The sequence below is a fragment of the Hydrogenophaga sp. genome (assembly GCF_011772445.1).
In the GTDB taxonomy this organism is placed as follows: Bacteria; Pseudomonadota; Gammaproteobacteria; order Burkholderiales; family Burkholderiaceae_C; genus Hydrogenophaga.
The window spans coordinates 44,455-67,309 of record NZ_WVZN01000009.1 but is presented as its reverse complement, the minus strand read 5'-3'; the positions used below and the strand labels follow the sequence as shown (position 1 = coordinate 67,309).

Genomic DNA, 22,855 nt, shown 5'->3' with positions numbered 1-22,855 from the left:
CGCATGCTCGCCTATCTGCAACTCGAAGGCTCCCCGTTCGAGGTGGGCCAGGCCCTGGGCCGCTTCGGCGCGGCCGCCCTGCAACGTTACGCGGCCAGCTCGCCCGCCTGGGCCAAGGTGATGCGCTGGCGGGGCCACGCCTCAGTGGCCGCGATGGCCGAGCTGGTGCGCGCGCGCCAGCCGGCCATCTGGCAGGAACTGCAGGGTCTGGCCGCCGGCCTGGACCTGCCCGCCGAAGACGTGTTCCTCTGGAACTGCCGCGGCGACCTGTGGGCCATGGCGCCCGATGGCTGCACCACCGTGCAGTTGCCCGCCGCCACACCCGACGCTACGCCCGTGGTGGCCCACAACGAAGACGGCGACCCGGCCTTCCTCGGCCACTGCGCCATGGCCAGCGTCTCGGTCCGGGGTGGTGGCCGCTTCGCCTCCTTCGTCTACCCCGGCTCGCTGCCCGGCCACACCTTCGCCGCCACGGCCACGGGCCTGGTGATGACCGTGAACAACCTGCGCACCCTGGAAGTGGGCCTGGGCCTGCCGCGCATGGTGGTCACGCGCGCCCTGCTCGACGCCCCCGGCGTGGACGCTGCGCTGGACCGGTTGGGCGCCATGCCGCGCGCGGGTGGCTTTCACCTCACGCTCGCGCAGGCCGGCCTGCCCTGCATCACCAGCGTGGAGTTCAGCGACGCCGTGCTCTCGGTGCAGACGGTGGAGCGGCCCGCCGTGCACGCCAACCACATGGTGCACGCGGCCATGTCGAACCGGCCGCAGATCGTCACCGGCTCGTCGGGCCACCGGCAATTGCGCGGCGACGAGCTGCTGCGCCAGCGCGAGGGCGAGGCCATCGACCCGCTGGACGTCCTGTTCGATCAGGGCAATGCGCGCTACCCCATCTACCGCGACCGCGCCGACGACAGCGACCACGAGAACACCATGGCGACGGCCTGCTTCGAACCCGGCACCGCGCATGTGGACTGGGTGGTGCACACGGGCGGGCGCCGCGAAAGCTCGTTTAGGATGCGCGACGCCCTCCGCCTGTAGCCCCCCCGTCCACCGCTTTTCGCCTCGCTCCCATGCCCAGACCCGCACCGCCCGTGGCCCGCACCGTGGACGAACTGCGGGCCCTGGTGGTCGCCATCAACCGAGGCGACGCCAGCGTCTCGCTCGGCGGCAAGGCGCTCGCCGTGCTCGCGCGCCTCGTCGAGCAACCCAAGGACGTGGCGCTCAGCACCATCACCGAGCTGGGTGACCGCATGGGCGTCAACCCCTCCACGCTCACGCGCCTGGCCACGCGCCTGGGCTTCGCCGGCTTCGCCGACTTCCAGGCCGTGTTCCGCGAGCACGCCATGCAGGGCGGGGCGCACTTCTACACCCAGCAGGCCCACCGCCTGCTCGAAGACGCCTCGGCCGAGAGCCCGCGCACCGCGCGCGGCGTGGTCGCCAAGCTCGCGCAGGAGTCCATCCGCAACGTGGACGCCTTCCTCGGCCAGCTCGACGAGGCCGAACTCGCCAAGGCCGCGCGGCTGCTGGCGCGCGCGCCCCACGTGCGCGTGCTGGGCCTGCGGCAGATGCACTCCATCGCCAGCTTCCTCACCTATGGCCTGGGCATGCTGCGCGCCGAGGTTTCGCTGGCCGATGGCCCCGGCCTGGGCGTGGCCGAAAGCCTGGCCCAGATGTCGCGCGGCGACGCGCTCATCGTCAGCAGCGTGGCGCCCTACACGCGCATGGTGGCCGACGTGGCGCGCGCCGCCGCCGATGCCGGCGTGCACGTCATCGCCATCACCGACACCCGCGCCTCGCCCCTGGCGCCGCCCGCGCGGCACGCCTTCTTCATCCCGCACGACAGCAGCTTCATCAGCAACAGCATCGGCGCTTACGTGGTGTTCTGCGAGGGCCTGATCAACCTGGTGGCGCGCGAGCTGGGCGACAAGGCCCTGCAGGCGCTGGCGCGGCGCGAGGGGTTCATCGCGGAGCTGGGGATCGAGACGGGGTGATCAGGCGTACGGCTCGACGCGGTTGCTGTCGCGCGTCAGCAGTTGCATGAGCTTGGGGTGGATGAAGAGCTTCTCGCGGCCGACCGGCATCTCACGCAACACGCCGACGTCCACCAGGTCCTTCAGGTAGCGCGAGGCGGCCTGGCGCTGACCGATGCCCTTGTCCACGAGGTTGCCGATGCGGCAGTACGGTTGCTCGAAGACCACGTCCACCAGTTCACGGCTATAGATGCGCGGCAATGCATCGCGCACGTACTCGGTGGTGTGCTCGGCCAGCGCCCGGATCGCGGCGATCTTGTCGGTGGTCCATCGGGCGGTTTCCTCCACGGCGCGCAGCATGAACAGCAGCCAGTCCTCCCATGCCTGGTCGCGCGTCACATCCAGCAGCAGGCGGTAGTAGTCGGCCTTGTGCGCAATGATGTGCCGGCTCAGGTACAGGATGGGCAGGGTCAACAACCGCTCCTGTATGAGGTACAGGATGTTGATGACACGCCCCGTGCGACCATTGCCATCGACGAAGGGGTGTATCGCCTCGAACTGGTAGTGGCCTACGGCCATGCGGATCAGAGGATCGAGCGTGCTCTCGTTGTGCAGGAAACGTTCCCAGTTGGCCAGCAGCTCGCGCAACAGTGCCTCGCCTTGCGGCGGCGTGTAAATCACCTCTCCGCTGCGGTCGTTGACCAGTTGCGTGCCCGGGGTGCGGCGGATATCCATGTCCGCCCCCTTCAGCGTGCGGCAGATCGTCACCGCGGTGGCCGTGCACAGCGGTTTGTCCTTGAGCGACTGGAAGCCTTGGTGCAAGGCGGTGCGGTAGCGCAGTGCCTCCTTCGTGGCGTGGTCGGTCGGCCCGTCCCCCTGCACGTGCTGGAACAGCTGGTCGGTGGTGGTGACGATGTTCTCGATTTCCGAACTGTCTTTCGCCTCCAGCAGCGGGATCGTGTTGATGAGCATGCGCTGGTTCGGGATCAGCTCGGCGGCCTGCTTCAACTCGGCCAAGGCGGCGCGGGCGGTGATGCAGGCGCGCAGCACCGGCTTGCTTTCCAGGTCGGATCCCGGGGGCAGCAAGGGGAGTTGGTTGTAGGGCTGATCGGCCCGCCAGGCGGCTGAAGGGCCTGACATGTTCTCAAATCGAGGTTTTGACGACATGTTCCCAGAATAGGTCGTCGGCGAGAACAGGTCAAGAAAATGTGTCGCTGTTTCGTTGATTTGACGACATGTTCCTGGGATATGTCGTCGAACGCCGCCCAGGCATGCGTGCGCCGGCCGTTCAAGCCTGTGCCGCGAACGCCGCGTGGTACGCCACCTCGCCGCGCGGCACCCCGCCCGCGAAGGCCAGGGCCATGAAGTACTCGGGCGGCACGCCGGGGTAGACCAGGCCTTCGTGCACCGCGAAGCCCCAACGCCCGTAGTAGGCGGGCTCGCCCAGCACCACGCAGCCCTCGGCGCCCAGGGCCTTCAGGCGGGCCAGGCCGTCGGTCATCAGGCGGCTGCCGATGCCCGCGCGCTGCAGCGCCGGCAGCACCGAGATCGGGCCCAGGCCGTACCAGCGCCCTGCGCGCCCGGCAATGGTTACGGGCGAGAACGCGATGTGGCCGACGATGTTGCCAGTCTCATCCACCGCCACCAGCGAGATGGTGAGCGCGCCCGCCGCGCGCAGCTCGCGCACGATGGCGGGCTCGGTGCCGCCGCTGTGGGGGTGGCCGTCGAAGGCCTGGGCGATGAGCGAGGCGATGGCGGGGGCGTCGGCGGGGCGTTCGGGGCGCAGTTGCATGGGCTGGATTGTCCGCGTCGACAGGCCTATGCTGGCGTGCTGGCTCCACGAGCCCGGCGGCTCCTGCGGCGCAGCGCCCCTGAACCCGGCGAAAGGAGTGCGTATGTTGGCCAATGCGGCGGTTACCACCATGCTCCCGGTCATCGACATGGCGCGGGCGCGTGAGTTCTACGAGAAGCGCCTGGGCCTGGTGCCCGGCGGCTTGCGACCGGACGGCAAGTTCGTCTACCGCGTGGGCGGCAGCACGCTGGCGCTGTTTCCGAAGCCCGAGGGCACGAAGGCCGAGCACACGGCCATCAGCTTCCAGGTGGCGGACATCGCGGCGGCCATCGACAGCCTGAAGCGCACCGGCGTGGTGTTCGAGGACTACGACTTCCCCGACTTCAAGACGGTCGACCACGTGTGCGTGCTGGGCGCGGAGAAGGCGGCGTGGTTCAAGGACCCGGAGGGGAATTTCCTGTGCCTGCATGAGGATCTGGCGGCGGGGGGCGAGATCGCGATGTGAGGCCGCGACGAGCGTTCGGCGAACGCCCTTGCCGCTCACCGCGCGCCGCGGTCCCGGCCGACGCGCGTGACTTGCACCACGCGCTCCACCGCCTCGCGCGCCTTCTCCAGGCCCATCAAGGCAAACAAGCCCGGCAGCAGCGCCTGCCGGATCGCCGCGTCGCAGTTTTGCGGGTTGAGCGAGTGTTCGACCAGGGCCTGATTCACCGCGGCGTCGATGGCCAGGGCCTGTTGCACCCAGGTGTCGGGCGGTGTGCGGGCGAAGGCATCGTCGCCCATCACCAGGCGGCAGATGCCGTGGTACGCGCGGGCGTGCGGCCGCTGCGCCAGGGCCTCGGGTATGCCGTCCACCACACGTCCGGCCACGCGCTCCTCGAATCTCCGCAGCATCAGGTACTGCTCGATCGGGCGGTCGAAGCGGGCCTGGGCGTCGGCGATGGTCTGCTTCAGCAGGTCGGAGAACATGCGTTGCGCGTAGGGGTCTTCGCCCAGGTCGACTTCGATGGCCTTCTTCAGCCGCGTGCGGACCAGGTCGGCTTCGTTGCGTGCCTTGTCGTCGTTCCAGCGCTCGGGCGGTTCCATCGGCACCACCTCGTACACCGCCTCGGGCTCGCGCACGGCCAGGCCCGCCACGTGCTCGTCCAGCAGCGGGCGGTACCGCCGCTCCTGCGGGGCGGGCGCCAGACCCTGTTGCGCGTCGCGTCGCGCGGCCTGTCGCACAGCGATGAAGAAGCGCAACTCGTCCTGCCACAAGGCGATGTCCTGGCGCGACGCACTGTCGAGCGCTGCGCACGATGACGACACGATCTGCAGGCACTGCTCGAATTGGGCGAGTGCCGCCTGGAAGTCATCGCGCAGACGCTGGCGCGTGTCGAAGGGCCGACCGCATTCGTCGTCGATGAAGCGCGGCATCAGGATCTGGCGGCAGGACTCGATGTCGCCACGCTCACGCGCGTCGCCGAGCAGCGAACACAAGGCCGCGTGCAGACCGGGCAGGCGCTGGTATTCGGTGTCGACCGCCCGGTACAGACCGTCGATGTCCGCGATGTCGTAGCCACCCTGCGTGCGCGCTTCCAGGTTCTGGTAGTCGCGCACGGCGGTGTCCAGCGCCTTCAGGATGCCGCGGTAGTCCACCAGCAAGCCGTGGCGCTTGCCCTCGTGCAGGCGGTTCACCCGCGCGACGGCCTGGATCAGGGTGTGCTCCTTCAGTGGCTTGTCGATGTAGAGCACGGCGTTGCGCGGTTCGTCGAAGCCGGTGAGCAGCCGATCCACCACGATGAGCAGGTCCGGCGCGCCATCGCTCGCGAATTCGCGCAGCACACGCGCCTCATAGGCGTCGGCATGGCGGCCCACGTTCTCGTCCCACCACGCCCGCAACTCGGGCAACTGGCCCGCTTCCACGTCGGCATCGCCTTCGCGGTGACCGGGCGCGGACATGATCACCGCGCTGCTCACCAGGCCCGTGGCGTTCAGGCAGCGGTGGTAGCGGATGGCGTCGAGCTGGCTGGCCGTGGCCACCTGGCCCTTGAAGCCCAGGCCGAGCGGGCGGATGGTGCGGTGAAAGTGCTGCGCGATGTCCCAGGCGATGAGTTCGATGCGCTGGGTCGCGCCCAGCACAGACCGCGTGCTCGCGAGCTGGCGCCTGAGCGCGGTGCTTCGCTCGGGGGTGAGATCGGCCGCGAGGCGGTCGAACCATCGGTTTACCTTGTCCTCGTTGTCGATGGCCAGTTCGGGCACGCGCTCCTCGTACAGCAGCGGCGCCACGGTGCCATCGCTCACCGCGCGTTGCAGGGGGTAGGCGTGCACGATGGTGCCGAAGCGGTGGGTGGTCTTTTCGTCCCTGAGCAGTGGTGTGCCGGTGAACGCCAGGCAGGCCGCGCGCGGCAGCGCCTTGCGCAGGCGCTCGTGCATCAGGCCGCCGTGGCTGCGGTGGCCTTCGTCCACCAGCACCACGACGTCTGCCGACGGGTTGTAGCACTCGCTCATGCGCGCGGCAGTGGCGAACTTGTGGATCAGCGTAAAGACGATGCGCTCGCTGCCGTGGCCGATGCGACGCGCCAGATCGCGCCCGCTGCCCGCGCGCGCCTTCTCGCCCTCTTTCCTGGCCGCCACGGCCGAGCCGAAGGCGCCGCCGTGGAGGAAGTTGCGCGCGAGCTGGTCTTCCAGGTCGATGCGGTCGGTGACCACCAGCACGCGGCAGGCCCGGGTGGCCGGGTTGAGCACCAGCGCCTTGGTGAGGAACACCATGGTGAGGCTCTTGCCGGAGCCGGTGGTGTGCCACAGCACGCCGCCCTGGCGCGCGCCGTCGGAGCGGCGCTGCTGGATGCGCTGGAGCATCGCGCGCACGCCGAAAAACTGGTGCGGGCGCGCCACCACCTTGCCGAGCCGACGGTCAAACAGCACGAAGTGGCGCACCAGCTCGAGCAGGCGCTCGGGCCGCAGCAGCGCACGCACGGTGTCCTCAGGGGTGTCGTCGCGTCCGGCGCCGGGCTCCTCGCGCCAACGGGCCCAGAACTTCGGTGGCGTGCCCGTGGTGCCGTAGCGCGCCTCGCTGGCGCCCAGGGCCAGCAGCAACTGGGCATAGACGAACAGTTGGGGAATTTCATCGTGCCGCTGATGGCGCAGATGCCGATGGATGGCCTCGTCCGCCGTGGGCTCTGCGGTGAAATCGCCTGCTCGCCGCGCTTCGATGACCACCAGAGGCAGGCCATTCACGTACCCCAGCACATCGGGCTGGCGCAGGTGCGTGCCCTGGGTCGACAGCAGCTCGGGCGATTCGGCGGCGTCCCAGAGGTTGGCGGCGGGATGCTGCCAGTCGATGAGAGGAATCGTGGGCTGGTGCTTCTTGCCATCGGGCATGAACTCGGTGACCGTCACCCCCAGTGTGAGCAGCCGGTACAGGCGCTCGTTCGCGGCCAGCAGGCCTTCGCCCAGGTGCAGCGACTGCACCTCGCGCACCACTTGGTCGATGCCGCCCGGCGACAGCGGGTGGCGTTCGCCCTTGTAGTCGAAATGGCGCGTGCGCAGCACCTCGATCAGGCGCGGTTTGAGAATCACCTCCCGCACGCCGCCGCGCAGCGCGAGGGCATCGGCGCGGGGCAGGAAGCACCACCCCAGTTCGGTGAGCCATCGCAGGGTGGGCACGGAGGCACCAGGGGCGTTCATGCGGGTTCAGCGGCGGTCGCGCGCACGCGGCGCCGCCCGCTGAGCAGGTCGCGCATCAGGGCGCGCTTTTCTTCGCGCAGTGTCTCGCGCTGGGCCACGATGACGCGCTCTTCGGCCTCGGCCACGCGCAGGATCGCGGCGATGCGCCGTTGCACATCCAGCGGCGGCAGGCACAGCGGCAGTTTGAAGAAGTCTTTGAGGCTGACGTTGAGCAGGCCGTGGTTGCGCGCGCCTTCCTGCGCGATGCTGGTGATGGCTTCGTTGAGCATGCCGGCTTCGAAGTACAGGCGGTAGAAATCGTTGTCCACCTCCACGCCGGGCTTCTGGCGAAAACAGATGTACAGACCGGAGACCACGCCCGAGTCGTAGGCCACCAGCGGCTTGATGGCGCCAACCGGGTAGCCTGACGAGGAGCTGCGGTTGTAGGCGAAATCGCCCGTGGTCAGGCGGGTGTAGCCACTGAGGTCGTCGCTCGCCACGTGACGGCTGAAGTAGTCGCGCTGGCTCACCAGGCCGTGCTGGGCCGAGATGGTGAGCACGTTGCGGTCGCCATCGGTGTTCTTGTTGGTGATGCGCTCGAACACCGTGTCGAAGTCCACCTGCGCCCAATGCGCCCGCGCGTTGACGACGGAGCGCCGTCTGGAGAGCAGCAGGTGCATCAGGTGCCGCTTCTGGTGGCGGCTGTTGTCGAGCAGTCGCCCGGTGGTGTCGATGGCCCGGTCCCAGACGCCTGCGATGCGCGCGATGCGGGTCTGCTCGTGCAAGGGCGGCAGCGGGACGCTGATGTTGCGGATGATCCCCGCGTTCAGGTTCTGTTGCGAACCGGCGTTGCCCAGCTCGCGCAGTGCGGTGTAGCTGTTCGCCAGGAACTGATAGACGTAGTCCGGGTCAGTGCCGCTGCGCAACTGGATGGCGGCGCAGGCCTGGTTGGTGGTCGCCTCGATGCCCAGCCTGGCGACCTGGCCGCGCGTCTTTCCCTGGCCGTACATCGCCATCAGCAGGGTGCCCGCGGGAAACAGCTTGGCCGCCGATTGCCGCAAGCCCTCAGGGGTCAGCTTCTCGGCGGTGTCGGTGATGGTGTTGAACCGGATCTCGCCCGTGGTGACCCAGGGAATGTCGCCACCCCAATAGCTCGCTCGCGTCCGGTTCGGCGTGCCACCCGAGCTGATGTGGGCGATCTCGCCCAGCGGGGCGCGTATCCAGCCCGCGGGTAGCTCACTCATACCCGAGTTCCTTCATGTAGACGGCCATCTGCTGTTCCAGATCGGCCAACTCGGCCTTGAGCTGCAGGCGCGTCGCGCGCACGGTCGCGAGGTCGGCGGTCTCGGTTTCCTCGAAGGTATTCACGTAGCGCGGTATGTTGAGGTTGAAGCCGTTCTCGGCGATCTCCTCGCGTGCGGCGAGGTGGGCGTACTTGTCGATGGGGCCGCGCGCCTGCACCGCGTCGACGATGGCCTGCAGGTCCTGCGCACGCAGCAGGTTCTGGTTCTTGCCGTCCTGGTAGGCGCGGCTGGCGTCGATGAAGAGCACCTTGTCGTCGGCCTTGGTCTGGCGCAGCACCAGGATGGCCGCCGGGATGCCGGTGCCGTAGAACAGCTTCTCGGGCAAGCCGATGACGGCGTCGAGCAGGTTCTCCTCGATCAGCGTCTGGCGGATGCGTCCCTCGGCCGCGCCGCGGAACAGCACGCCGTGCGGCACCACCACGGCCATGCGCCCGGTGCCTGGCTTCATGGTCTCGACCATGTGCAGGATGAAGGCGTAGTCGGCCTTGGTGCGCGGCGGCACGCCGCGGCGAAAGCGATGGTAGGGATCCTTCGCGGCGTTCTCGAAGCCCCATTTCTCCAGCGAAAACGGCGGGTTGGCCACGACGACATCGAACCGACGCAGCCGTCCCTCGGGGTCGAGCAGCTTGGGGTTGCGCAGCGTGTCGCCCCACTCGATGCGGTGGTTGTCCTCGGCGTGCAGGAACATGTTCATCTTGGCCAGCGCCCAGGTGCTGCCGATCGCCTCCTGCCCATAGAGGGCGTAGCGGCGCCCGCCGGTGTTGGCGCGGATGAGCTGCGCGCACTTCATGAGCAGGGAGCCCGAACCGCAGGTGGGGTCGCAGATGTCGTCGCCGGCTTGTGGGTCCATCAGCCGCGCCATCAGTTGCGACACCTCTGGCGGGGTGTAGAACTCGCCCGCCTTCTTGCCGGCGGTGGTGGCGAAGTTCTTGATGAGGAACTCGTAGGCATTGCCGATGACGTCGAGCTGGCCCACGCGGCTTTCACGCAGGTTCAGCTCGGGCCGCGCGAAGTCCTCGAGCAGGTGGCGCAGGATGTCGTTCTTCTGGGCTTCGTCGCCGAGCTTGTTGGAATTGAAACTGATGTCCTGGAAGACATCGCGCAGCTTGCCGAGGTTGGCTTCCTCGATGGCGTGCAGCGCCCGGTCGATGCGCTCACCGTTGCCGGGCTGGTGGCGCGCCTCGTGCAGTGCCTGGAAGCTGGCGCTGGGCGGCAGCACGAAGCGCTCGTTCCTGAGCAGTTCCTCGATGAGTTCGGGATGGGCCCCGTGCTCGGCCTCGTAGCGCTCGTAGTGGTCTTGCCAGATGTCGGAGATGTATTTGAGGAAGAGCATCGTCAGGACGTAGTCCTTGTAGATGCTCGGGTCCACGGTGCCCCGGAAGGTGTCGCAGGCGTTCCAGACGGCGGCATTGATGGCGTTCTGGCTGATGGCGGTGTCGTGGTTCATGTCGGTGGGAAGGGTCAGCGCGGGCGGGGGGATGGCGAGAGCAGGCGTTGCGCAAGCGCGTCGAGTTGTAGCTCGCGGTTGTGGATCAAGGCTTCGAAACGCCGCCGTTCCTGCACCGCCGCGGCGCCCAGGTTCACCAGCAGGCGTTGCCGCGCCAGCTCGGGCACGGCCACGGGCAGCTCCTCCAGCACCGCGCGGCGGATGCTGAGCTGGTCGGAGCCTTCGGCGTTGTTGCGCAGGTAGCGCTGGCTGGGCGCGCGGTTGATGTGCCAGGCCAGGTACTCGGGCAGCACGCCCTCGGTCTTGCTGCGCAGCACGAAGAAGTGCTGCGCGCACACCGTGCCGGAAGGCACCTGGCTCAGGCACACGGCGTAGTAGCGCGCGCCGCGCGCGACGAACAGGAGGTCACCGTCCCGCAGCCAGTCGGGCGACCGGTTGCCAGCGAGGTCGGTGCGCGCCAGGTGGTCCCAGGCCACGGTGCCGTCGGGTGAGACGTCGCGCATCTGGATGACCCGCGTGTTGCCGCCTTCCACGAGCGGCACGCTGCCCCGGAAGGGATGGCCCGCCCGCACCTCGGCGAGCACTTTCAATGATGAAATCATTTGCATCAAGGGGAATGACGTGAAATTCTGATTGCGCCTCTGCGGCAGAGCAAGTAAGCTTAAAGTGCTCACACTTCAAGCCAGATGATGCATATTTCCAGGGAGGAAACGCATGCGCGAGTTCGAAGTCAACTGTGTCACCCGCCTCAGCCGCTCGGCCGGGCACGAGCAGCTCACCCATGTGGGCCACATCGCCAACCACTGGCGCCTCACGCGCGATTCGGTGATCCGGCGCGTCGAGTCCGGGGCGGAGGCGTACTACACCATCGACAAGGCCAGCGGCGAGCGCTGCTACATCGGTGTGGTGCGCGAGCCGGGCCACGCGCCCTACCTGCGCACGCAACGCGCTGGCGGCTGGACGGACCACCTCCTGTCCTTGCCCGAATGCGGGCGCACCTGCGAACTGGTGGGGTAGCGCGCCGGCGCCTACTGCAGCAGGCCGCCCGCCATGGCCCGCAACTCGGGGCTCAGGTGCTCCGCCCAGCCCAGCTGCTCGGCCATGTGACACACCACCCAGCGTGCCTCGGGGGGTGAGAGCACGCTGTCGGCGTCCTCGCCCGCCAGCTCCAGCAGGCCTTCCAGCACCTTGTCGATGACGTCGGCCTCGGTGATGCCGAGCTTGAACTGCACCTCCTGGGCGCGGGTGACCAGCGCGGCGGCCATGTCGTCGCACACCTCGAAGCGGCGGGCGATGTGCGCGGCCAGGTGGGCGGGCCGGGGCTGGTTCGGCCGGGCGTGGAGCCGGATGAAACTCTCGGGGATGTGGATCTGGGAAGCGTCGTCCATGCCGAATCATGTCGGAATCGGCGCGCGGCGTCACGGCGCGTGAGCCGACGGCCGCGTCGGACGTGTCCGACGCGGGCGGGCGCGAGGGCGCGCACATGATCGAAGGCCGATGAACTTTCGTCCCCACGCATGAACATCTTCGAAGCCCTGCGAGAGAGCCACGAGTTGCAACGAAGCCTGAGCCGGCGCCTGCTGCGCGTGAAACCCGCCGACCGCGACGCCATCTTCCTGATGCTGAAGGTCGAGCTCGAGGCCCACGCCGCCGCCGAGGAGCGCTTCCTGTACGTGCCCATGCTCATGACCAACCCCGGCCTGAGCTCCTCGCGCCACGCACTGGCCGAACACCACACCATCGAGGAGCTGTGCGAAGACCTGAGCGTGCCGGACAAGCGCACCGCGGACTGGCTGGAGACGGCCAAGCGCCTGAGCCACAAAGTGCATCACCACCTGCGCGAAGAGGAGCGCAAGTTCTTCCAGGTGGCGGGCAAGCTCATCAGCGACGCGGACAAGCGGACCCTGGGCCGCAGCTACCTCAAGGACCTGGTGCACATGCGCCAGCACTATGCCCAGGCTTACAAGAGCCTGGCGGTGAACCGCGATGGCGCGGTGGTGATGGCTCACGCCTGAACGGCAACCCACGCGCGCGGCCGCGCTTGAAAAAGAAGAGCGGGAAGCCAGCCGGGGGAGCCTGTGGGCCGTGGCATGCTCGGGTCCCCCGTCACTGTCGACGGCTCTTTTTCACCTTGCTTCATGAACGCTCTCAACGCCCTCTTCGACCAACCGCGCTTCGGCGTGCTGCTGCTGCGCTGGACGCTGGCCATCCTCATGCTCTTCCACGGCTGGTCCAAGATCACCAATGGCGTGGGCGGCATCGTGGGCATGGTCAGCGCGCACGGCCTGCCGGGCTTTCTGGGCTATGCGGTGTACCTCGGCGAGGTGGTGGCGCCGCTGATGCTGCTGGTGGGCTTCTGGGTGGTCCCGGCCGCGCTGGTGATCTTTCTCAACATGGTGGTGGCGCTGGTGCTGGTGCACTCGGGCCATTTCCTGGACGTGACCAACTCCGGCGGCTGGCGCCTGGAGTTGCAGGCCTTCTTCCTCGTCAGCGCGCTGGCGGTGGCGTTCACGCACCGGCTCGGCCCGCAGCGTTGAGCGGGGGCATGCGTGCGCAGCGGCCGTGCGGCGGCCGAAGGCATCAGGCAAACCTCACGCGCACCATGCCCGGCGGAACCCCACCGGGGCCATTGCCCACGATAGGACGGTCGTCATATCGCGCGGTGGTGCGCCCTGTCCATGATCAAGTCCGCTTCGAAGCTCTTTCTCAGCACCAGCCAGCAGCAGCGCAAAGCCGATGACCGCCAACGCCGGCACCGCATCGCCAACCAGCCCACGCCGGGCGAGATGCTGGAGTGGCTCCAGGGCGTCAAACGCGGACACGTCCTGGTGCTGGTGAACAAGACCGGGCAGGCCGCGGACGCCCGCGTGAAAGATGTCGGGCGCGACTTCACCAATGCGCTGGACCCCGTTCGCCCTCGGGGGGCGGGGACGTTCCGCCGACTCATGCGGCGCATGCTGTCCGAACTCGCCGATGTGCCGCAGGACGGGCTGCGGGCCGCACAGCTCCTGAGCGATCTGCTCGCCAGCGATGACGTGAAGACCTTCGGCGTCGTGTGCACGGACACCCTTCTCCTGCGGTTGACGGAGCTGAACGACTCGCTTGAGCGCCAGCGGCAGGCGCGACGGGATCGTCGGGCGACGACCCTCGAGGCGTCCGAATGAGGGTGCATCCGTTTCGCGCCGAGGGCTCGCGCCGATAATCCCGCGCACCGCAACCGGTCGACCCACGATGCCCACACGCCGCGCCGCCGCCAGCAGCACACCCGACGCCGACAGCAGTGCCGCGCGCGCGGCCATCCTCGCGGCGGCCCGCGCAGAGTTCTCCGCCAAGGGCCTCACCGGCGCGCGCGTCAACGAGATCGCGGCCCGCGCCGGCGTCAACAAACAGCTCCTCTACTACTATTTCGGTAGCAAGGAAGACCTGTACCGCACAGCGCTCGAGGTGGTCTACACCGAGATCCGCACGCAGGAGCGCAGCCTCAAGCTGGGCGACATGAAGCCCGAGGAGGCCATGGCCGCGCTCATCGGCTTTTCGTTCGACTACCTGGCGCAGCACCCCGATTTCATCGGCCTGCTCAACCACGAGAACGCGCAGGGCGCGCCGCACGTGCGCGACTCCAGCGCCATCCGCGACACCAACTCGCCCCTGATCGAACTGATCGCCAAGACCCTGGCGCGCGGCATCCGGGCCAAGGTGTTCCGCCGCGGCATCGACCCGGTGGAGCTGTACATCTCGGTCGCGGGCATGTCGTACTTCTTCTTCTCCAACCGCCTCACGCTGGCGTCGATCTTCGATCGTGACCTGCAGTCCGAAGCGGCGGTGAGCGCCTACCGCGCGCACGTCGTCTCCTTCGCGATGGCCGGCCTGCGCGCCTGATCCGCACCTCGGTGAGGCCTGGGCGGGCGTCCCTGCTGGCATACCCCTATGCCGCATTTCAACCAAACGGTTGACGCTATGCGGTCACGCCCCTATGCTCATTCCATCGAGTCTGAGAAAAGGGGCGATTCCATGCCAAGCCAGCCATCCGGGGCCTCGGGGCGCAGCCGCGTCACCTTGCTGGATCCGGCCCACCTGCCCGAGCGCTTCGAGTCCGTCGAGGCGCTGGAGGAATTCCTGTCGCGGCCCAGCCAGGCCCTCATCGACGACCTCGCGCAAGTGGACGGCGACCTCATGATCCTCGGCGTGGCCGGCAAGATGGGCCCCACGCTCGCGCGCCTGGCCAGGAACGCCGCGCCGCACAAGCGCGTGATCGGCGTGGCGCGCTTCAGCGACCCCGAGGTGCGCGAGCGCCTGGAGGCCTGGGGCATCGAGACCATCACCGCCGACCTGCTGGACCGCGCGTCCATCGAGGCCCTGCCGCGCGTGCCGAACATCGTCTTCGCTGCCGGCCACAAGTTCGGTGCCAAGGACAACCAGGCCCTCACCTGGGCCATGAACACGCACGTGCCGGCCCTCGTGGCCGACACCTTTCGCGACTCGCGCATCGTGGGCTTCTCCACCGGCAACATCTACCCGCTCACCACCGTGGGCCGGCAGGGCGCCAGCGAGAGCACGCAGCCCGCCCCGCTGGGCGAGTACGCGCAGTCGTGCATCGGGCGCGAGCGCATGTTCGAGTACTTCTCGGCGCGGCACGGCACGCCGGGGCGCCTCTTCCGCCTCAACTACGCCATCGACATGCGCTACGGCGTGCTCTACGACGTGGCCTCCAAGGTGCACCGCGGCGAGGCCGTGGACGTGACCATGGGCCACGTGAACGTGATCTGGCAGGGCGATGCCAACGCGCAGGTGCTGCGTTGCCTGCGCCACTGCACCACGCCGGCCACGCCGATCAACTGCACGGGGCCCGAGACCCTGTCGGTGCGCTGGCTCGTCGAACAATTCGCCACCCGCCTGGGCGTGCCGGCCAAGGTGGTGGGCCAGGAGGCCAGCACCGCCCTGCTGTCGGACACCACGCTGGCCTGCCGCCTGTTCGGCTATCCGCTGGTGCCGCTGGGCGCCATGCTCGACTGGGTGGCCGACTGGGTGAAGCGCGAGCAGCCCGCCTTCAACAAGCCGACCAAGTTCGAGGTCAGGGATGGCGCCTTCTGAGGCCCTGAGCCTGGTGGTGCTGGGTCCGGACGACGCGCCGGACGGCCTGGCGCTGTCGGACGCGGCGGGCTGGAACCAGACCGCCGGGGACTGGCGCTTCTTCGTGCGCCACGGCCGCGTCTTCGGCCTGCGCGCCGCGGACAACGGGCGCCTGGTCGCCACCGCGGCGGCCTTGCCTTATGGCTCAGGGGTGGGCCAAGGTGTGGGCAACGGAGCGGGCGGTGGCATCGGCTGGATCTCCATGGTGCTGGTGGCCGCCGAGTGGCGGCACCAGGGCCTGGCCACGTCGCTGATGGGGCACTGCATCGCGCACCTGCGCGCGCTGGGCGCCACGCCGGTGCTGGACGCCACGCCGGCCGGGCAACCGGCCTACGCGAAGCTCGGCTTCGAGGCCGGCTTCGCGCTCTCGCGCTGGGAAGGCACGCTGGCCCAGGCACCGGCGACGCACGCCACGAACGCGGTGGACGCCGCAGCCATCGCAGGCCTGGACGCCCAGGCCAATGGCTTTGACCGCGGTGCCCTGCTGACCGACTTCCTGCAGCGCCCCGGCACGCGCGTCCACGCGTCGCCGGACAACACCGGCTTCGCACTGGCCCGCCAGGGCCGCCGCGCCACGCAGGTGGGCCCGCTCGTGGCCGCCGACGAGGCCTCGGCCGTGTCGCTGCTCCAGGCCACGTTCGCCGCGCTCACCGGCCCCGTGTTCCTCGACGTGCCCGAGCGCTGGACCGCATTGACGGCCTGGCTCGCGCAGCACGGCTTTGCGCGCCAGCGTTCCTTCGCGCGCATGGCGCTCGGCGCCGCTCCCATCGCCTCCGTCCCCCACCGGCTCTTCGTCGTGGCCGGCCCCGAATTTGGTTGACACCCCATGAGCCTGAGCCCCACCCACGTCCAACACGCCCGCGCGCTGCTGCAGCGCGGCCTGGCCATCCCCGCGCACCCGCTCGCGCTCAACGCGCAGCGCCAGCTCGACGTGCGCCGCCAGCGCGCGCTCAGCCGCTACTACCTGGACGCTGGCGCCGGTGGCCTGGCCGTGGGCGTGCACACCACGCAGTTCGCCATCCGCGAAGTCGGTCTCTACGAAGAGGTGCTGCGCCTGGCGATAGACACCGCGCGCGACTGGGTGGCCCCCGGCCGCGAGCTCGCCATGGTGGCGGGCGTCTGCGGCCGCACCGAACAGGCCATGGCCGAGGCGCGCCTGGCCCTGGGCCTGGGCTACCACGCCGGCCTGCTGAGCCTGGCCGCCATGAAGGGCGAGAGCGAGGACGCGCTGATCGCGCACTGCGAGGCCGTGTCGCAGGAGATCCCGCTGATCGGCTTCTATCTGCAGCCCGCCGTGGGCGGCATGGACTTGAGCGCCGCGTTCTGGGCGCGCTTCGCGGCCCTCCCCAACGTGGTCGCGATCAAGGTCGCACCCTTCCACCGCTACCGCACGCTCGACGTGGTGCGCGGCGTGGTCGAGGCGCGCGCCGAGGACCGCGTGACGCTCTACACCGGCAACGACGACCACATCGTGCTGGACCTGCTCACGCCCTTCACCGTCATGCGCGATGGCCAGCCCGTGAGCGTGCGCTTCCGTGGCGGCCTGCTGGGCCACTGGTCGGTCTGGACCTCGGGCGCGGTGCGCCTGCTGGCGCAATGCCAGGCCGCGGCGCGCGAGCCGGCGGTGAGCGCCGAGATGCTCGCGCTCGACAGCCGGGTCACCGACTGCAACAGCGCCTTCTTCGACGTCGCCAACGACTTCCACGGCTGCATCGCCGGCTGCCACGAGGTGCTGCGCCGCCAGGGCCTGCTCGAAGGCATCTGGTGCCTGGACCCCAACGAAGGCCTCAGCCCCGGGCAGAAAGAGCAGATCGACCGCGTGTACGCGCAGCACGGCGAGCTGGCCGACGACGCCTTCGTGGCCGAAGGGCTGAGCCGCTGGCTGGCCTGAGCATTGCCTAGCAAGGAACCCACCATGACCCAGAACAAGCTCGTGCGCTGGACCGCCCACTACCTGCCCGCCATCGGCCTGTTCGTGGGCTTCATCCTGCTCTGGCAGCTCGCGGTCACCGTGTTCGACATCCGCGAGTACCTGCTGCCCGGCCCCTACGCCGTGTGGCAGGCCATGCTCAGCGACGAGATCCCCTGGCTCGCGCACAGCTGGATCACCGGCGTGGAAATCCTCGGCGCCTTCGTGCTGGCCGGTGTGGCCGGTGTGGCCCTGGGCATGGCTATCGCGTGGTCGCAGGGCATCTCGCGCGCGCTCACGCCCTTCCTGGTGTTCGTGAACACCTTGCCCAAGGTGGCCATCGCGCCGCTGTTCCTCATGTGGCTGGGCTACGGCATCCTGCCCAACATGCTGATCGGCGCGCTCATCGGCTTCTTCCCCGTGGTCATCAACACCGCCGTGGGCCTCACGCAGATCGACCAGGACATGGTGGACCTGGGCCGCGTGTTCAGCGCGCCCAAGTGGAAGGTGTTCCTGAAGATCCGCATCCCCAACGCCTACCCCTACATCCTGAGCGCGCTCAAGGTCACCGCCACCTCGGCCGTGGTGGGCGCGGTGGTGGGCGAGTTCGTGGCCTCGCAGAAAGGCCTGGGCTACGTGATCATCACCACGCAGAGCAGCATGAACACGCCGGCCGCCTTCGCCGCGCTGGTGTGGATCTCGGTGCTGGGCCTGCTGCTCTATGGCCTGGTGGCCTTGCTCTCCCGCCTGCTCGCGCCCTGGGCCGAAGAGGCGCCGCGCTGATTCCCCGTTCGCCCTCCCACCCGTCCTCCGAAAGGAAAGCACCATGACTCCCCGGATCGCTGTTCCCCTCGCCGCCCTGTGTTCGGCGCTGCTGGCGCTGATGCCGCTGCCGGCCGCCGCGCAGGCCAAGGAGAAGTTCACTTTCGCCCTGAACTGGTTCGCCGTGGGCGACCACGCCGCCTACTGGGTGGCGCTGGACAAGGGCTACTACGCCCAGCGCGGCCTGGACGTGACGCTGGAAAACTCCAAGGGCTCGGGCGATTCCATCGCCAAGGTGGACACCGGCCGCGCGGACGCCGGCCTGGCCGACGCGGTGCCGGTCATCTCGGCCGCCTCGCGCGGCGCGCGCGTGAAGATGGTGGGCATGGTGTTCGACAAGACGCCCATGACCTTCTTCAGCCACGCCGACAAGCCTCTGCTCAAGCCCAAGGACCTGGAAGGCAAGACCGTGGCCGCGCCCGCCGGCGACAGCCAGCGCCTGGCCTTTCCCGCCTTCGCGCGCCTGAACCAGATCGATCCCAACAAGGTCACCTGGGTGAACATCGAACCCACCGCCAAGGTGGCCTCCATCGCCGAGAAGCGCGTCGACGGCGTGGCCGACTACACCACCGGCCAGCCCTTCTACGACAAGGCCATGGGCGCGGGCAAGGCGGTGCGCCTGCAGTGGGCCGACTACGGCTTCGACCTCTACGCCATGTCCATCATCGCGGGCGAGAAGACCATGGCCGACAAGCCGCAGCAGCTCAAGGCCTTCCTCGAAGCCAGCTACATGGGCTGGCGCGACGTGATGAGCAACCCCAAGGAAGCCTTGGCCATCTTCAAGAAGCGCGTGCCCGAGATCGACCTCGCCATCATCGAGGCCAACATGCAGATGGGCTTCGACCTGATGCGCACGAAGAACTACGCCGACAACGGCATCGGCTGGATCGACGAGAAGAAGATGTGCGCCTCCACCGAGATCGTGAACACCTACATGGGCCTGCCGAAGAAGGTGGACTGCAAGGACGTGTTCAACCCCGCCTTCTTCACCAAGGTGGCGATGCCGCTGACCGTCAAGTGAACCCACGCGTCCTCATCGAAGTCGACCACGCGGGCATGGTCTACCAGGCCGACAGCGGCCCGGTGGAAGCCCTGCGCGACATCTCCCTGCAGATCCACGAGGGCGAGTTCGTCGCCCTCGTGGGCCCCAGCGGCTGCGGCAAGTCCACGCTGATGCGCGCCATCGCCGGGCTGCGCCCGGTCACCAGCGGCCGCATCCTGGTGGACGGCGTGCCGGTGGACAAGCCCATCCCGAAAGTGGGCATGGTGTTCCAGGCCGCGCTGCTGCTGAAGTGGCGCACCGTGCTGGACAACGTGCTCCTGCCGGTGGAGCTGTCCGGCGGCCACCCCGCGCAGTACCGCGAGCGCGCGCTCGGCCTGCTGAAGATGGTGGGCCTGGGCGACTTCGCCGACAAGCGCCCCGGCGAACTCTCGGGCGGCATGCAGCAGCGCGCCTCGCTGTGCCGTGCCCTCATCATGGACCCGCCCATCCTGCTGATGGACGAGCCCTTCGGCGCGCTCGATGCGATGACGCGCGACGAGATGAACATCGAGCTGCTGCGCATCTGGGGCGAAAGCGCCGGTGGCGGCCAGCGCAAGACCATCGTCTTCGTCACCCACTCCATTCCCGAGGCGGTGTTCCTCGCCGATCGTGTGGTCGTCATGTCGCCGCGCCCCGGCCGCGTGGCCAACATCCGCGCGGTGGACATCGCCCGCCCGCGCACCGCCGAAACGCGCGCCGACCCCGCGCTGGGCCGCATGGCCTTCGAGCTGTACACCGAACTGTCCGGCGCCACCGGGCGGGGCGAGAGCCGCGCCGGCCCGCACTGGTGAGCGCCCGCGCGATCGGCATTTCGATGGCCTGCCGAAGGCCCTGGACTGAATGAGCACCACGCCCGACGCCCCCCGCCTGAAGGTCCTGTCCGTCGAGCGCTTCGAGTCGCCCTACCGGCTGCGCCTGCCCTTCCGCTTCGGCGTCATCACCGTCACCGAAGGCCGCCAGGCCATCGTGCGCGTGCGCGTGCGCCACCAGAACGGGCGCGAAGGCACCGGCTACGCCGCCGAGGCGCTGGGCGCCAAGTGGTTCGACAAGAACCCCGCGCTCTCCGACGCGCAGAACCTCGATCAGTTGCGCAAGGCGCTGGAGCTGACGGCCGACGCCTACGGCGCTGCGCCCGGGCTCAGCGCCTTCGACCTGTACGCCGAGCACTACCGCGCGCTGCTGGACGCGGGCGCCGCCTGCGGCCTGAACCCCCTGGTCACCAGCTACGGCCCCGCCCTGCTGGACCGCGCCGTGCTCGACGCGCTGTGCCGCATCGAGGGCCTGAGCTTCTGGCAGGCCCTGCGGCACAACCGGCCCGGCCTGCGCGCGCACGCCATCGCGCCCGACCTGGAAGGCTTTGATCTGGCGCCCTTTCTGCGCGGACTCGAACCCCTCACCAGCGTGGCGGTGCGCCACACCGTGGGCCTGCTCGATCCCATCGTCGCGGCCGACCAGGCCAGTGGCACGCGCGTCAACGACGGCCTGCCCGAAACCCTGGAAGAGGTGGTGTCCGCCTACGGCAACCGCTACTTCAAGCTCAAGGTGAGCGGCCAGGCCGACGCCGACCTGGACCGCCTGCGCCGCATTGCCTCCGTGCTCGACCGCCTCGACGAGCCCTACGCCGCCACGCTGGATGGCAACGAACAGTACGAAGACGCCGGGGCCATCGCCGCGCTGTGGCAGCGCATGGCGGCCGAGCCGTCGCTGCAACGGCTGTGCGACTCCACGCTGCTGATCGAGCAGCCCATCAAGCGGCAGGTGGCGCTGGCCCGGCCGGTGGCGGCGCTGGCGCGTTACAAGCCGGTCATCATCGACGAGTCCGATGGCGATCTCGAGGCCTTCCCCCGGGCGCGCACGCTCGGCTACGCCGGGGTGTCCTCCAAGGCCTGCAAGGGCTTCTACAAGTCCTTGCTCAACCTCGCGCGCTGCCGCGTGTGGAATCGGGTCGAGGGCCGGTCCACGTACTTCATGTCCGCCGAGGACCTGACCACGCAGCCCGGCCTCTCGGTGCAGCAGGACCTCGCGCTCGTGGCCCTGCTCGGCATCCCGCACGTGGAGCGCAACGCCCACCACTTCATCGACGGCTTCAACGGCCGCCCCCCGGCCGAGGCGCAGGCCTACCTCGCCGCCCACCCCGACCTGTACCACGAGCAGAACGGCCGCGTGCGCCTGCGCATCGAGCGCGGGCAACTGGCGCTGGGCTCGCTGGCCGGCGTGGGTTTCGGCTCCGCCGTTGACCCGGTGCTCGACGACACCGGGCCCATGCCGCGCGCCGACTGGCCGCCCACCCACTCGCCGCCGCCATGAACGACTACGAACAACACGACGGCCTGGCCTTGGCCGCCCTGGTGCGACAAGGCGAAGTGACGCCGGGCGAGCTGCTGGACGCCGCGCTCGCGCGCATCGATCGCCACAACCCCTCGCTCAACGCCGTGGTCACGCCGCTCCACGACGCCGCGCGCGGCGAGATCGCGCGCGGCCTGCCGCCCGGCCCGTTCCAAGGCGTGCCCTTTCTGGTGAAGGAGCTGGTGGCCTCCGTGGCCGGCGCCGCCACCACCGCGTCCTCGCGCCTCTACGCGAACCAGATGCCGGCGGCCGACAGCGAGATCGTGGCGCGCATGCGCCGCGCCGGCCTGGTCATCGTGGGCAAGACCAACTCGCCCGAGTTCGGCCTCTCGCCGGCCACCGAATCGCTGCTGTACGGCCTCACCCGCAACCCCTGGGACCTCGCGCTCACACCCGGTGGCTCCAGCGGCGGTGCGGCGGCGGCCGTGGCCTCGGGCATGGTGCCCGCCGCCCACGCCACCGACGGTGGCGGCTCCATCCGCATCCCCGCTTCGTGCTGCGGCCTGTTCGGCCTGAAGCCCACGCGCGCGCGGGTCACCGCCGGCCCCGAAGGCGGCGAGGGCCTGAGCGGCCTGGCCCACCAGCACGTGGTGAGCCGCAGCGTGCGCGACAGCGCGGCCCTGCTCGACGCCCTGGCCGGGCCGATGCCGGGCGATCCCTACAGCGCGGCGCCGCCCGAGCGGCCTTTTCTCGACGAGGTGGGCCGCGCGCCCGGGCGCTTGCGCATCGCCTTTGCCACCACCGCGCCCACCGGCGTCCCCGTGGACCCGGCCTGCGTGGCGGCCGTCAAAGACGCCGCGCGCCTGTGCGAACAACTGGGCCACCACGTGGAAGAGGCCTCGCCCGACTTCGACGCGCCGGCGCTGGAGCGTGGCTTCGAGATGGTGTTCGCCGCCAACACCCTGGCCAACATCGCGCGCGCCACCGGCGGGGCCATGCCGGACCGGGATCTGGTGGAGCCCCTGACCCAGGCGCTGGCCGAGTCCGCGCGCGGCCTCAGCGCGGCCGAGTACATCCTCAACCTGCAGGCCCTGCACCGCCAGGCGCGGCGCATCGCGGGCTTCTTCGAGCGGGTCGACATCTGGCTCACGCCCACGCTGGCGCAGACGCCGCGCCCGCTGGGCTGGTTCGACATCCGTTCCAGCGACGCGCGGGCCTGGCTCGCCAAGGTCACCGCCTACCTGCCTTTCACCTATCCCTTCAACGTCACCGGCCAGCCGGCGGCCTCGGTGCCGCTGCACTGGACGCCCGAAGGGCTGCCGATCGGCTGCCAGTTCGCGGCGCGTTATGGCGAAGAGGGCCCGCTGCTGCGCCTGTGCGCGCAACTGGAGGCGGCGCGGCCCTGGTTTCATCGCCGCCCGCCGGTGAGCGGGCTGGCGCGCGGCGACTGAAGCGCGCGGACCGGACAGCCTACCTTCCATCCTCCTCAGCAGACCGGCGGTCGC

At 69.4% G+C, this 22,855-nt stretch carries 23 protein-coding genes; 16 read left to right on the top strand and 7 right to left on the bottom strand.

Annotated elements, in window-relative coordinates; all coding sequences use genetic code 11:
* The first annotated feature begins 3 nt into the window (after positions 1-3).
* Together GTO19_RS03880 and GTO19_RS03875 are read left to right on the top strand one after the other, a co-directional pair.
* Positions 4-1,038, top strand: coding sequence for a C45 family autoproteolytic acyltransferase/hydolase (locus GTO19_RS03880; protein ID WP_291017289.1), 1,035 nt, complete (start codon positions 4-6; stop codon positions 1,036-1,038).
* A gap of 32 nt (positions 1,039-1,070) precedes the next feature.
* Positions 1,071-1,991: a MurR/RpiR family transcriptional regulator gene (locus tag GTO19_RS03875; RefSeq protein ID WP_291017287.1), complete on the top strand. Its 921-nt coding sequence runs from the start codon at positions 1,071-1,073 to the stop codon at positions 1,989-1,991.
* Here GTO19_RS03875 and fic read toward each other — a convergent pair whose 3' ends face one another.
* Complete coding sequence (gene fic, locus GTO19_RS03870) at positions 1,992-3,110, bottom strand: protein adenylyltransferase Fic (protein WP_291017286.1); 1,119 nt, start codon at positions 3,108-3,110, stop codon at positions 1,992-1,994.
* Positions 3,111-3,258: 148 nt separating this feature from the next.
* Complete coding sequence (locus GTO19_RS03865) at positions 3,259-3,762, bottom strand: N-acetyltransferase (RefSeq protein ID WP_291017284.1); 504 nt, start codon at positions 3,760-3,762, stop codon at positions 3,259-3,261.
* A 103-nt stretch (positions 3,763-3,865) separates the two neighbouring features.
* On the opposite strand from GTO19_RS03865, the gene GTO19_RS03860 reads away from it, so the two are divergent.
* Positions 3,866-4,267, top strand: coding sequence for a VOC family protein (locus GTO19_RS03860; RefSeq protein ID WP_291017282.1), 402 nt, complete (start codon positions 3,866-3,868; stop codon positions 4,265-4,267).
* 35 nt (positions 4,268-4,302) lie between these two features.
* Here the strand turns inward: GTO19_RS03860 and GTO19_RS03855 are convergent, their stop codons facing one another.
* The 4 genes from GTO19_RS03855 to GTO19_RS03840 are packed head-to-tail and all read right to left on the bottom strand — an operon-like array spanning position 4,303 to position 10,745.
* Positions 4,303-7,431, bottom strand: coding sequence for an HsdR family type I site-specific deoxyribonuclease (locus GTO19_RS03855; protein ID WP_291017280.1), 3,129 nt, complete (start codon positions 7,429-7,431; stop codon positions 4,303-4,305).
* Positions 7,428-8,654, bottom strand: a complete 1,227-nt coding sequence (locus GTO19_RS03850) for a restriction endonuclease subunit S (RefSeq protein WP_291017278.1) — start codon at positions 8,652-8,654, stop codon at positions 7,428-7,430. The genes GTO19_RS03855 and GTO19_RS03850 overlap by 4 nt, the downstream gene beginning before the upstream one ends.
* Positions 8,647-10,161, bottom strand: coding sequence for a type I restriction-modification system subunit M (locus GTO19_RS03845; protein WP_291017276.1), 1,515 nt, complete (start codon positions 10,159-10,161; stop codon positions 8,647-8,649). The genes GTO19_RS03850 and GTO19_RS03845 overlap by 8 nt, the downstream gene beginning before the upstream one ends.
* Positions 10,162-10,175: 14 nt before the next feature.
* Positions 10,176-10,745, bottom strand: coding sequence for a restriction endonuclease subunit S (locus GTO19_RS03840; RefSeq protein WP_291026397.1), 570 nt, complete (start codon positions 10,743-10,745; stop codon positions 10,176-10,178).
* Positions 10,746-10,875: 130 nt separating this feature from the next.
* Between GTO19_RS03840 and GTO19_RS03835 the strand changes: the two genes are divergently transcribed.
* Entirely contained in the window at positions 10,876-11,178 is a 303-nt protein-coding gene (locus tag GTO19_RS03835) for a DUF3892 domain-containing protein (RefSeq protein ID WP_291017273.1), read from the top strand.
* A gap of 11 nt (positions 11,179-11,189) precedes the next feature.
* Here the strand turns inward: GTO19_RS03835 and GTO19_RS03830 are convergent, their stop codons facing one another.
* On the bottom strand, positions 11,190-11,549 hold the full coding sequence (locus GTO19_RS03830; protein ID WP_291017271.1) for an ATPase with chaperone activity: 360 nt from the start codon (positions 11,547-11,549) through the stop codon (positions 11,190-11,192).
* A 129-nt stretch (positions 11,550-11,678) separates the two neighbouring features.
* Between GTO19_RS03830 and GTO19_RS03825 the strand changes: the two genes are divergently transcribed.
* The 12 genes from GTO19_RS03825 (at position 11,679) to GTO19_RS03770 (ending at position 22,801) form a co-directional block, all read left to right on the top strand.
* A complete protein-coding gene (locus GTO19_RS03825) occupies positions 11,679-12,176 on the top strand; it encodes a hemerythrin domain-containing protein (RefSeq protein ID WP_291017269.1) in 498 nt (165 codons plus the stop codon).
* A 123-nt stretch (positions 12,177-12,299) separates the two neighbouring features.
* Positions 12,300-12,698 carry a DoxX family protein gene (locus tag GTO19_RS03820; RefSeq protein ID WP_291017267.1) on the top strand — a complete coding sequence of 133 codons (399 nt, stop codon included), beginning with the start codon at positions 12,300-12,302 and terminating at the stop codon, positions 12,696-12,698.
* A gap of 141 nt (positions 12,699-12,839) precedes the next feature.
* Positions 12,840-13,325, top strand: a complete 486-nt coding sequence (locus GTO19_RS03815) for a hypothetical protein (RefSeq protein ID WP_291017265.1) — start codon at positions 12,840-12,842, stop codon at positions 13,323-13,325.
* Between the two features lie 67 nt (positions 13,326-13,392).
* Positions 13,393-14,040, top strand: a complete 648-nt coding sequence (locus GTO19_RS03810) for a TetR/AcrR family transcriptional regulator (RefSeq protein ID WP_291017263.1) — start codon at positions 13,393-13,395, stop codon at positions 14,038-14,040.
* Positions 14,041-14,172: 132 nt separating this feature from the next.
* Positions 14,173-15,252: an epimerase gene (locus GTO19_RS03805; RefSeq protein WP_291017261.1), complete on the top strand. Its 1,080-nt coding sequence runs from the start codon at positions 14,173-14,175 to the stop codon at positions 15,250-15,252.
* The gene (locus GTO19_RS03800; protein ID WP_291017259.1) at positions 15,239-16,111 is read left to right on the top strand and encodes a GNAT family N-acetyltransferase; all 873 of its coding nucleotides are present in this window, start codon (positions 15,239-15,241) and stop codon (positions 16,109-16,111) included. The genes GTO19_RS03805 and GTO19_RS03800 overlap by 14 nt, the downstream gene beginning before the upstream one ends.
* A gap of 6 nt (positions 16,112-16,117) precedes the next feature.
* Entirely contained in the window at positions 16,118-17,182 is a 1,065-nt protein-coding gene (locus tag GTO19_RS03795) for a dihydrodipicolinate synthase family protein (protein ID WP_291017257.1), read from the top strand.
* 24 nt (positions 17,183-17,206) lie between these two features.
* Entirely contained in the window at positions 17,207-17,983 is a 777-nt protein-coding gene (locus GTO19_RS03790) for an ABC transporter permease (protein ID WP_291017254.1), read from the top strand.
* A 43-nt stretch (positions 17,984-18,026) separates the two neighbouring features.
* The gene (locus GTO19_RS03785; protein ID WP_291017251.1) at positions 18,027-19,043 is read left to right on the top strand and encodes an ABC transporter substrate-binding protein; all 1,017 of its coding nucleotides are present in this window, start codon (positions 18,027-18,029) and stop codon (positions 19,041-19,043) included.
* Positions 19,040-19,855 carry an ABC transporter ATP-binding protein gene (locus GTO19_RS03780; RefSeq protein ID WP_291017250.1) on the top strand — a complete coding sequence of 272 codons (816 nt, stop codon included), beginning with the start codon at positions 19,040-19,042 and terminating at the stop codon, positions 19,853-19,855. Before GTO19_RS03785 ends, GTO19_RS03780 begins: the two co-directional genes overlap by 4 nt.
* Before the next feature lie 49 nt (positions 19,856-19,904).
* Positions 19,905-21,371, top strand: coding sequence for a mandelate racemase (locus tag GTO19_RS03775; RefSeq protein ID WP_291017248.1), 1,467 nt, complete (start codon positions 19,905-19,907; stop codon positions 21,369-21,371).
* A complete protein-coding gene (locus GTO19_RS03770; RefSeq protein WP_291017245.1) occupies positions 21,368-22,801 on the top strand; it encodes an amidase in 1,434 nt (477 codons plus the stop codon). Before GTO19_RS03775 ends, GTO19_RS03770 begins: the two co-directional genes overlap by 4 nt.
* The last annotated feature ends 54 nt before the right edge of the window (positions 22,802-22,855 follow it).

Bases quoted from the DNA above. Each gene is read 5' to 3' on its own strand.
- GTO19_RS03820 (WP_291017267.1), top strand. From the start codon at position 12,300: ATGAACGCTCTCAACGCCCTCTTCGACCAACCGCGCTTCGGCGTGCTG.
- GTO19_RS03845 (WP_291017276.1), bottom strand. From the start codon at position 10,161: ATGAACCACGACACCGCCATCAGCCAGAACGCCATCAATGCCGCCGTC.
- GTO19_RS03785 (WP_291017251.1), top strand. From the start codon at position 18,027: ATGACTCCCCGGATCGCTGTTCCCCTCGCCGCCCTGTGTTCGGCGCTG.
- GTO19_RS03880 (WP_291017289.1), top strand. From the start codon at position 4: ATGCTCGCCTATCTGCAACTCGAAGGCTCCCCGTTCGAGGTGGGCCAG.
- GTO19_RS03805 (WP_291017261.1), top strand. From the start codon at position 14,173: ATGCCAAGCCAGCCATCCGGGGCCTCGGGGCGCAGCCGCGTCACCTTG.
- GTO19_RS03830 (WP_291017271.1), bottom strand. From the start codon at position 11,549: ATGGACGACGCTTCCCAGATCCACATCCCCGAGAGTTTCATCCGGCTC.
- GTO19_RS03825 (WP_291017269.1), top strand. From the start codon at position 11,679: ATGAACATCTTCGAAGCCCTGCGAGAGAGCCACGAGTTGCAACGAAGC.
- GTO19_RS03865 (WP_291017284.1), bottom strand. From the start codon at position 3,762: ATGCAACTGCGCCCCGAACGCCCCGCCGACGCCCCCGCCATCGCCTCG.
- GTO19_RS03815 (WP_291017265.1), top strand. From the start codon at position 12,840: ATGATCAAGTCCGCTTCGAAGCTCTTTCTCAGCACCAGCCAGCAGCAG.
- GTO19_RS03875 (WP_291017287.1), top strand. From the start codon at position 1,071: ATGCCCAGACCCGCACCGCCCGTGGCCCGCACCGTGGACGAACTGCGG.
- GTO19_RS03850 (WP_291017278.1), bottom strand. From the start codon at position 8,654: ATGAGTGAGCTACCCGCGGGCTGGATACGCGCCCCGCTGGGCGAGATC.
- GTO19_RS03860 (WP_291017282.1), top strand. From the start codon at position 3,866: ATGTTGGCCAATGCGGCGGTTACCACCATGCTCCCGGTCATCGACATG.
- GTO19_RS03835 (WP_291017273.1), top strand. From the start codon at position 10,876: ATGCGCGAGTTCGAAGTCAACTGTGTCACCCGCCTCAGCCGCTCGGCC.
- GTO19_RS03795 (WP_291017257.1), top strand. From the start codon at position 16,118: ATGAGCCTGAGCCCCACCCACGTCCAACACGCCCGCGCGCTGCTGCAG.
- GTO19_RS03775 (WP_291017248.1), top strand. From the start codon at position 19,905: ATGAGCACCACGCCCGACGCCCCCCGCCTGAAGGTCCTGTCCGTCGAG.
- GTO19_RS03770 (WP_291017245.1), top strand. From the start codon at position 21,368: ATGAACGACTACGAACAACACGACGGCCTGGCCTTGGCCGCCCTGGTG.
- fic (WP_291017286.1), bottom strand. From the start codon at position 3,110: ATGTCAGGCCCTTCAGCCGCCTGGCGGGCCGATCAGCCCTACAACCAA.
- GTO19_RS03790 (WP_291017254.1), top strand. From the start codon at position 17,207: ATGACCCAGAACAAGCTCGTGCGCTGGACCGCCCACTACCTGCCCGCC.
- GTO19_RS03800 (WP_291017259.1), top strand. From the start codon at position 15,239: ATGGCGCCTTCTGAGGCCCTGAGCCTGGTGGTGCTGGGTCCGGACGAC.
- GTO19_RS03810 (WP_291017263.1), top strand. From the start codon at position 13,393: ATGCCCACACGCCGCGCCGCCGCCAGCAGCACACCCGACGCCGACAGC.
- GTO19_RS03855 (WP_291017280.1), bottom strand. From the start codon at position 7,431: ATGAACGCCCCTGGTGCCTCCGTGCCCACCCTGCGATGGCTCACCGAA.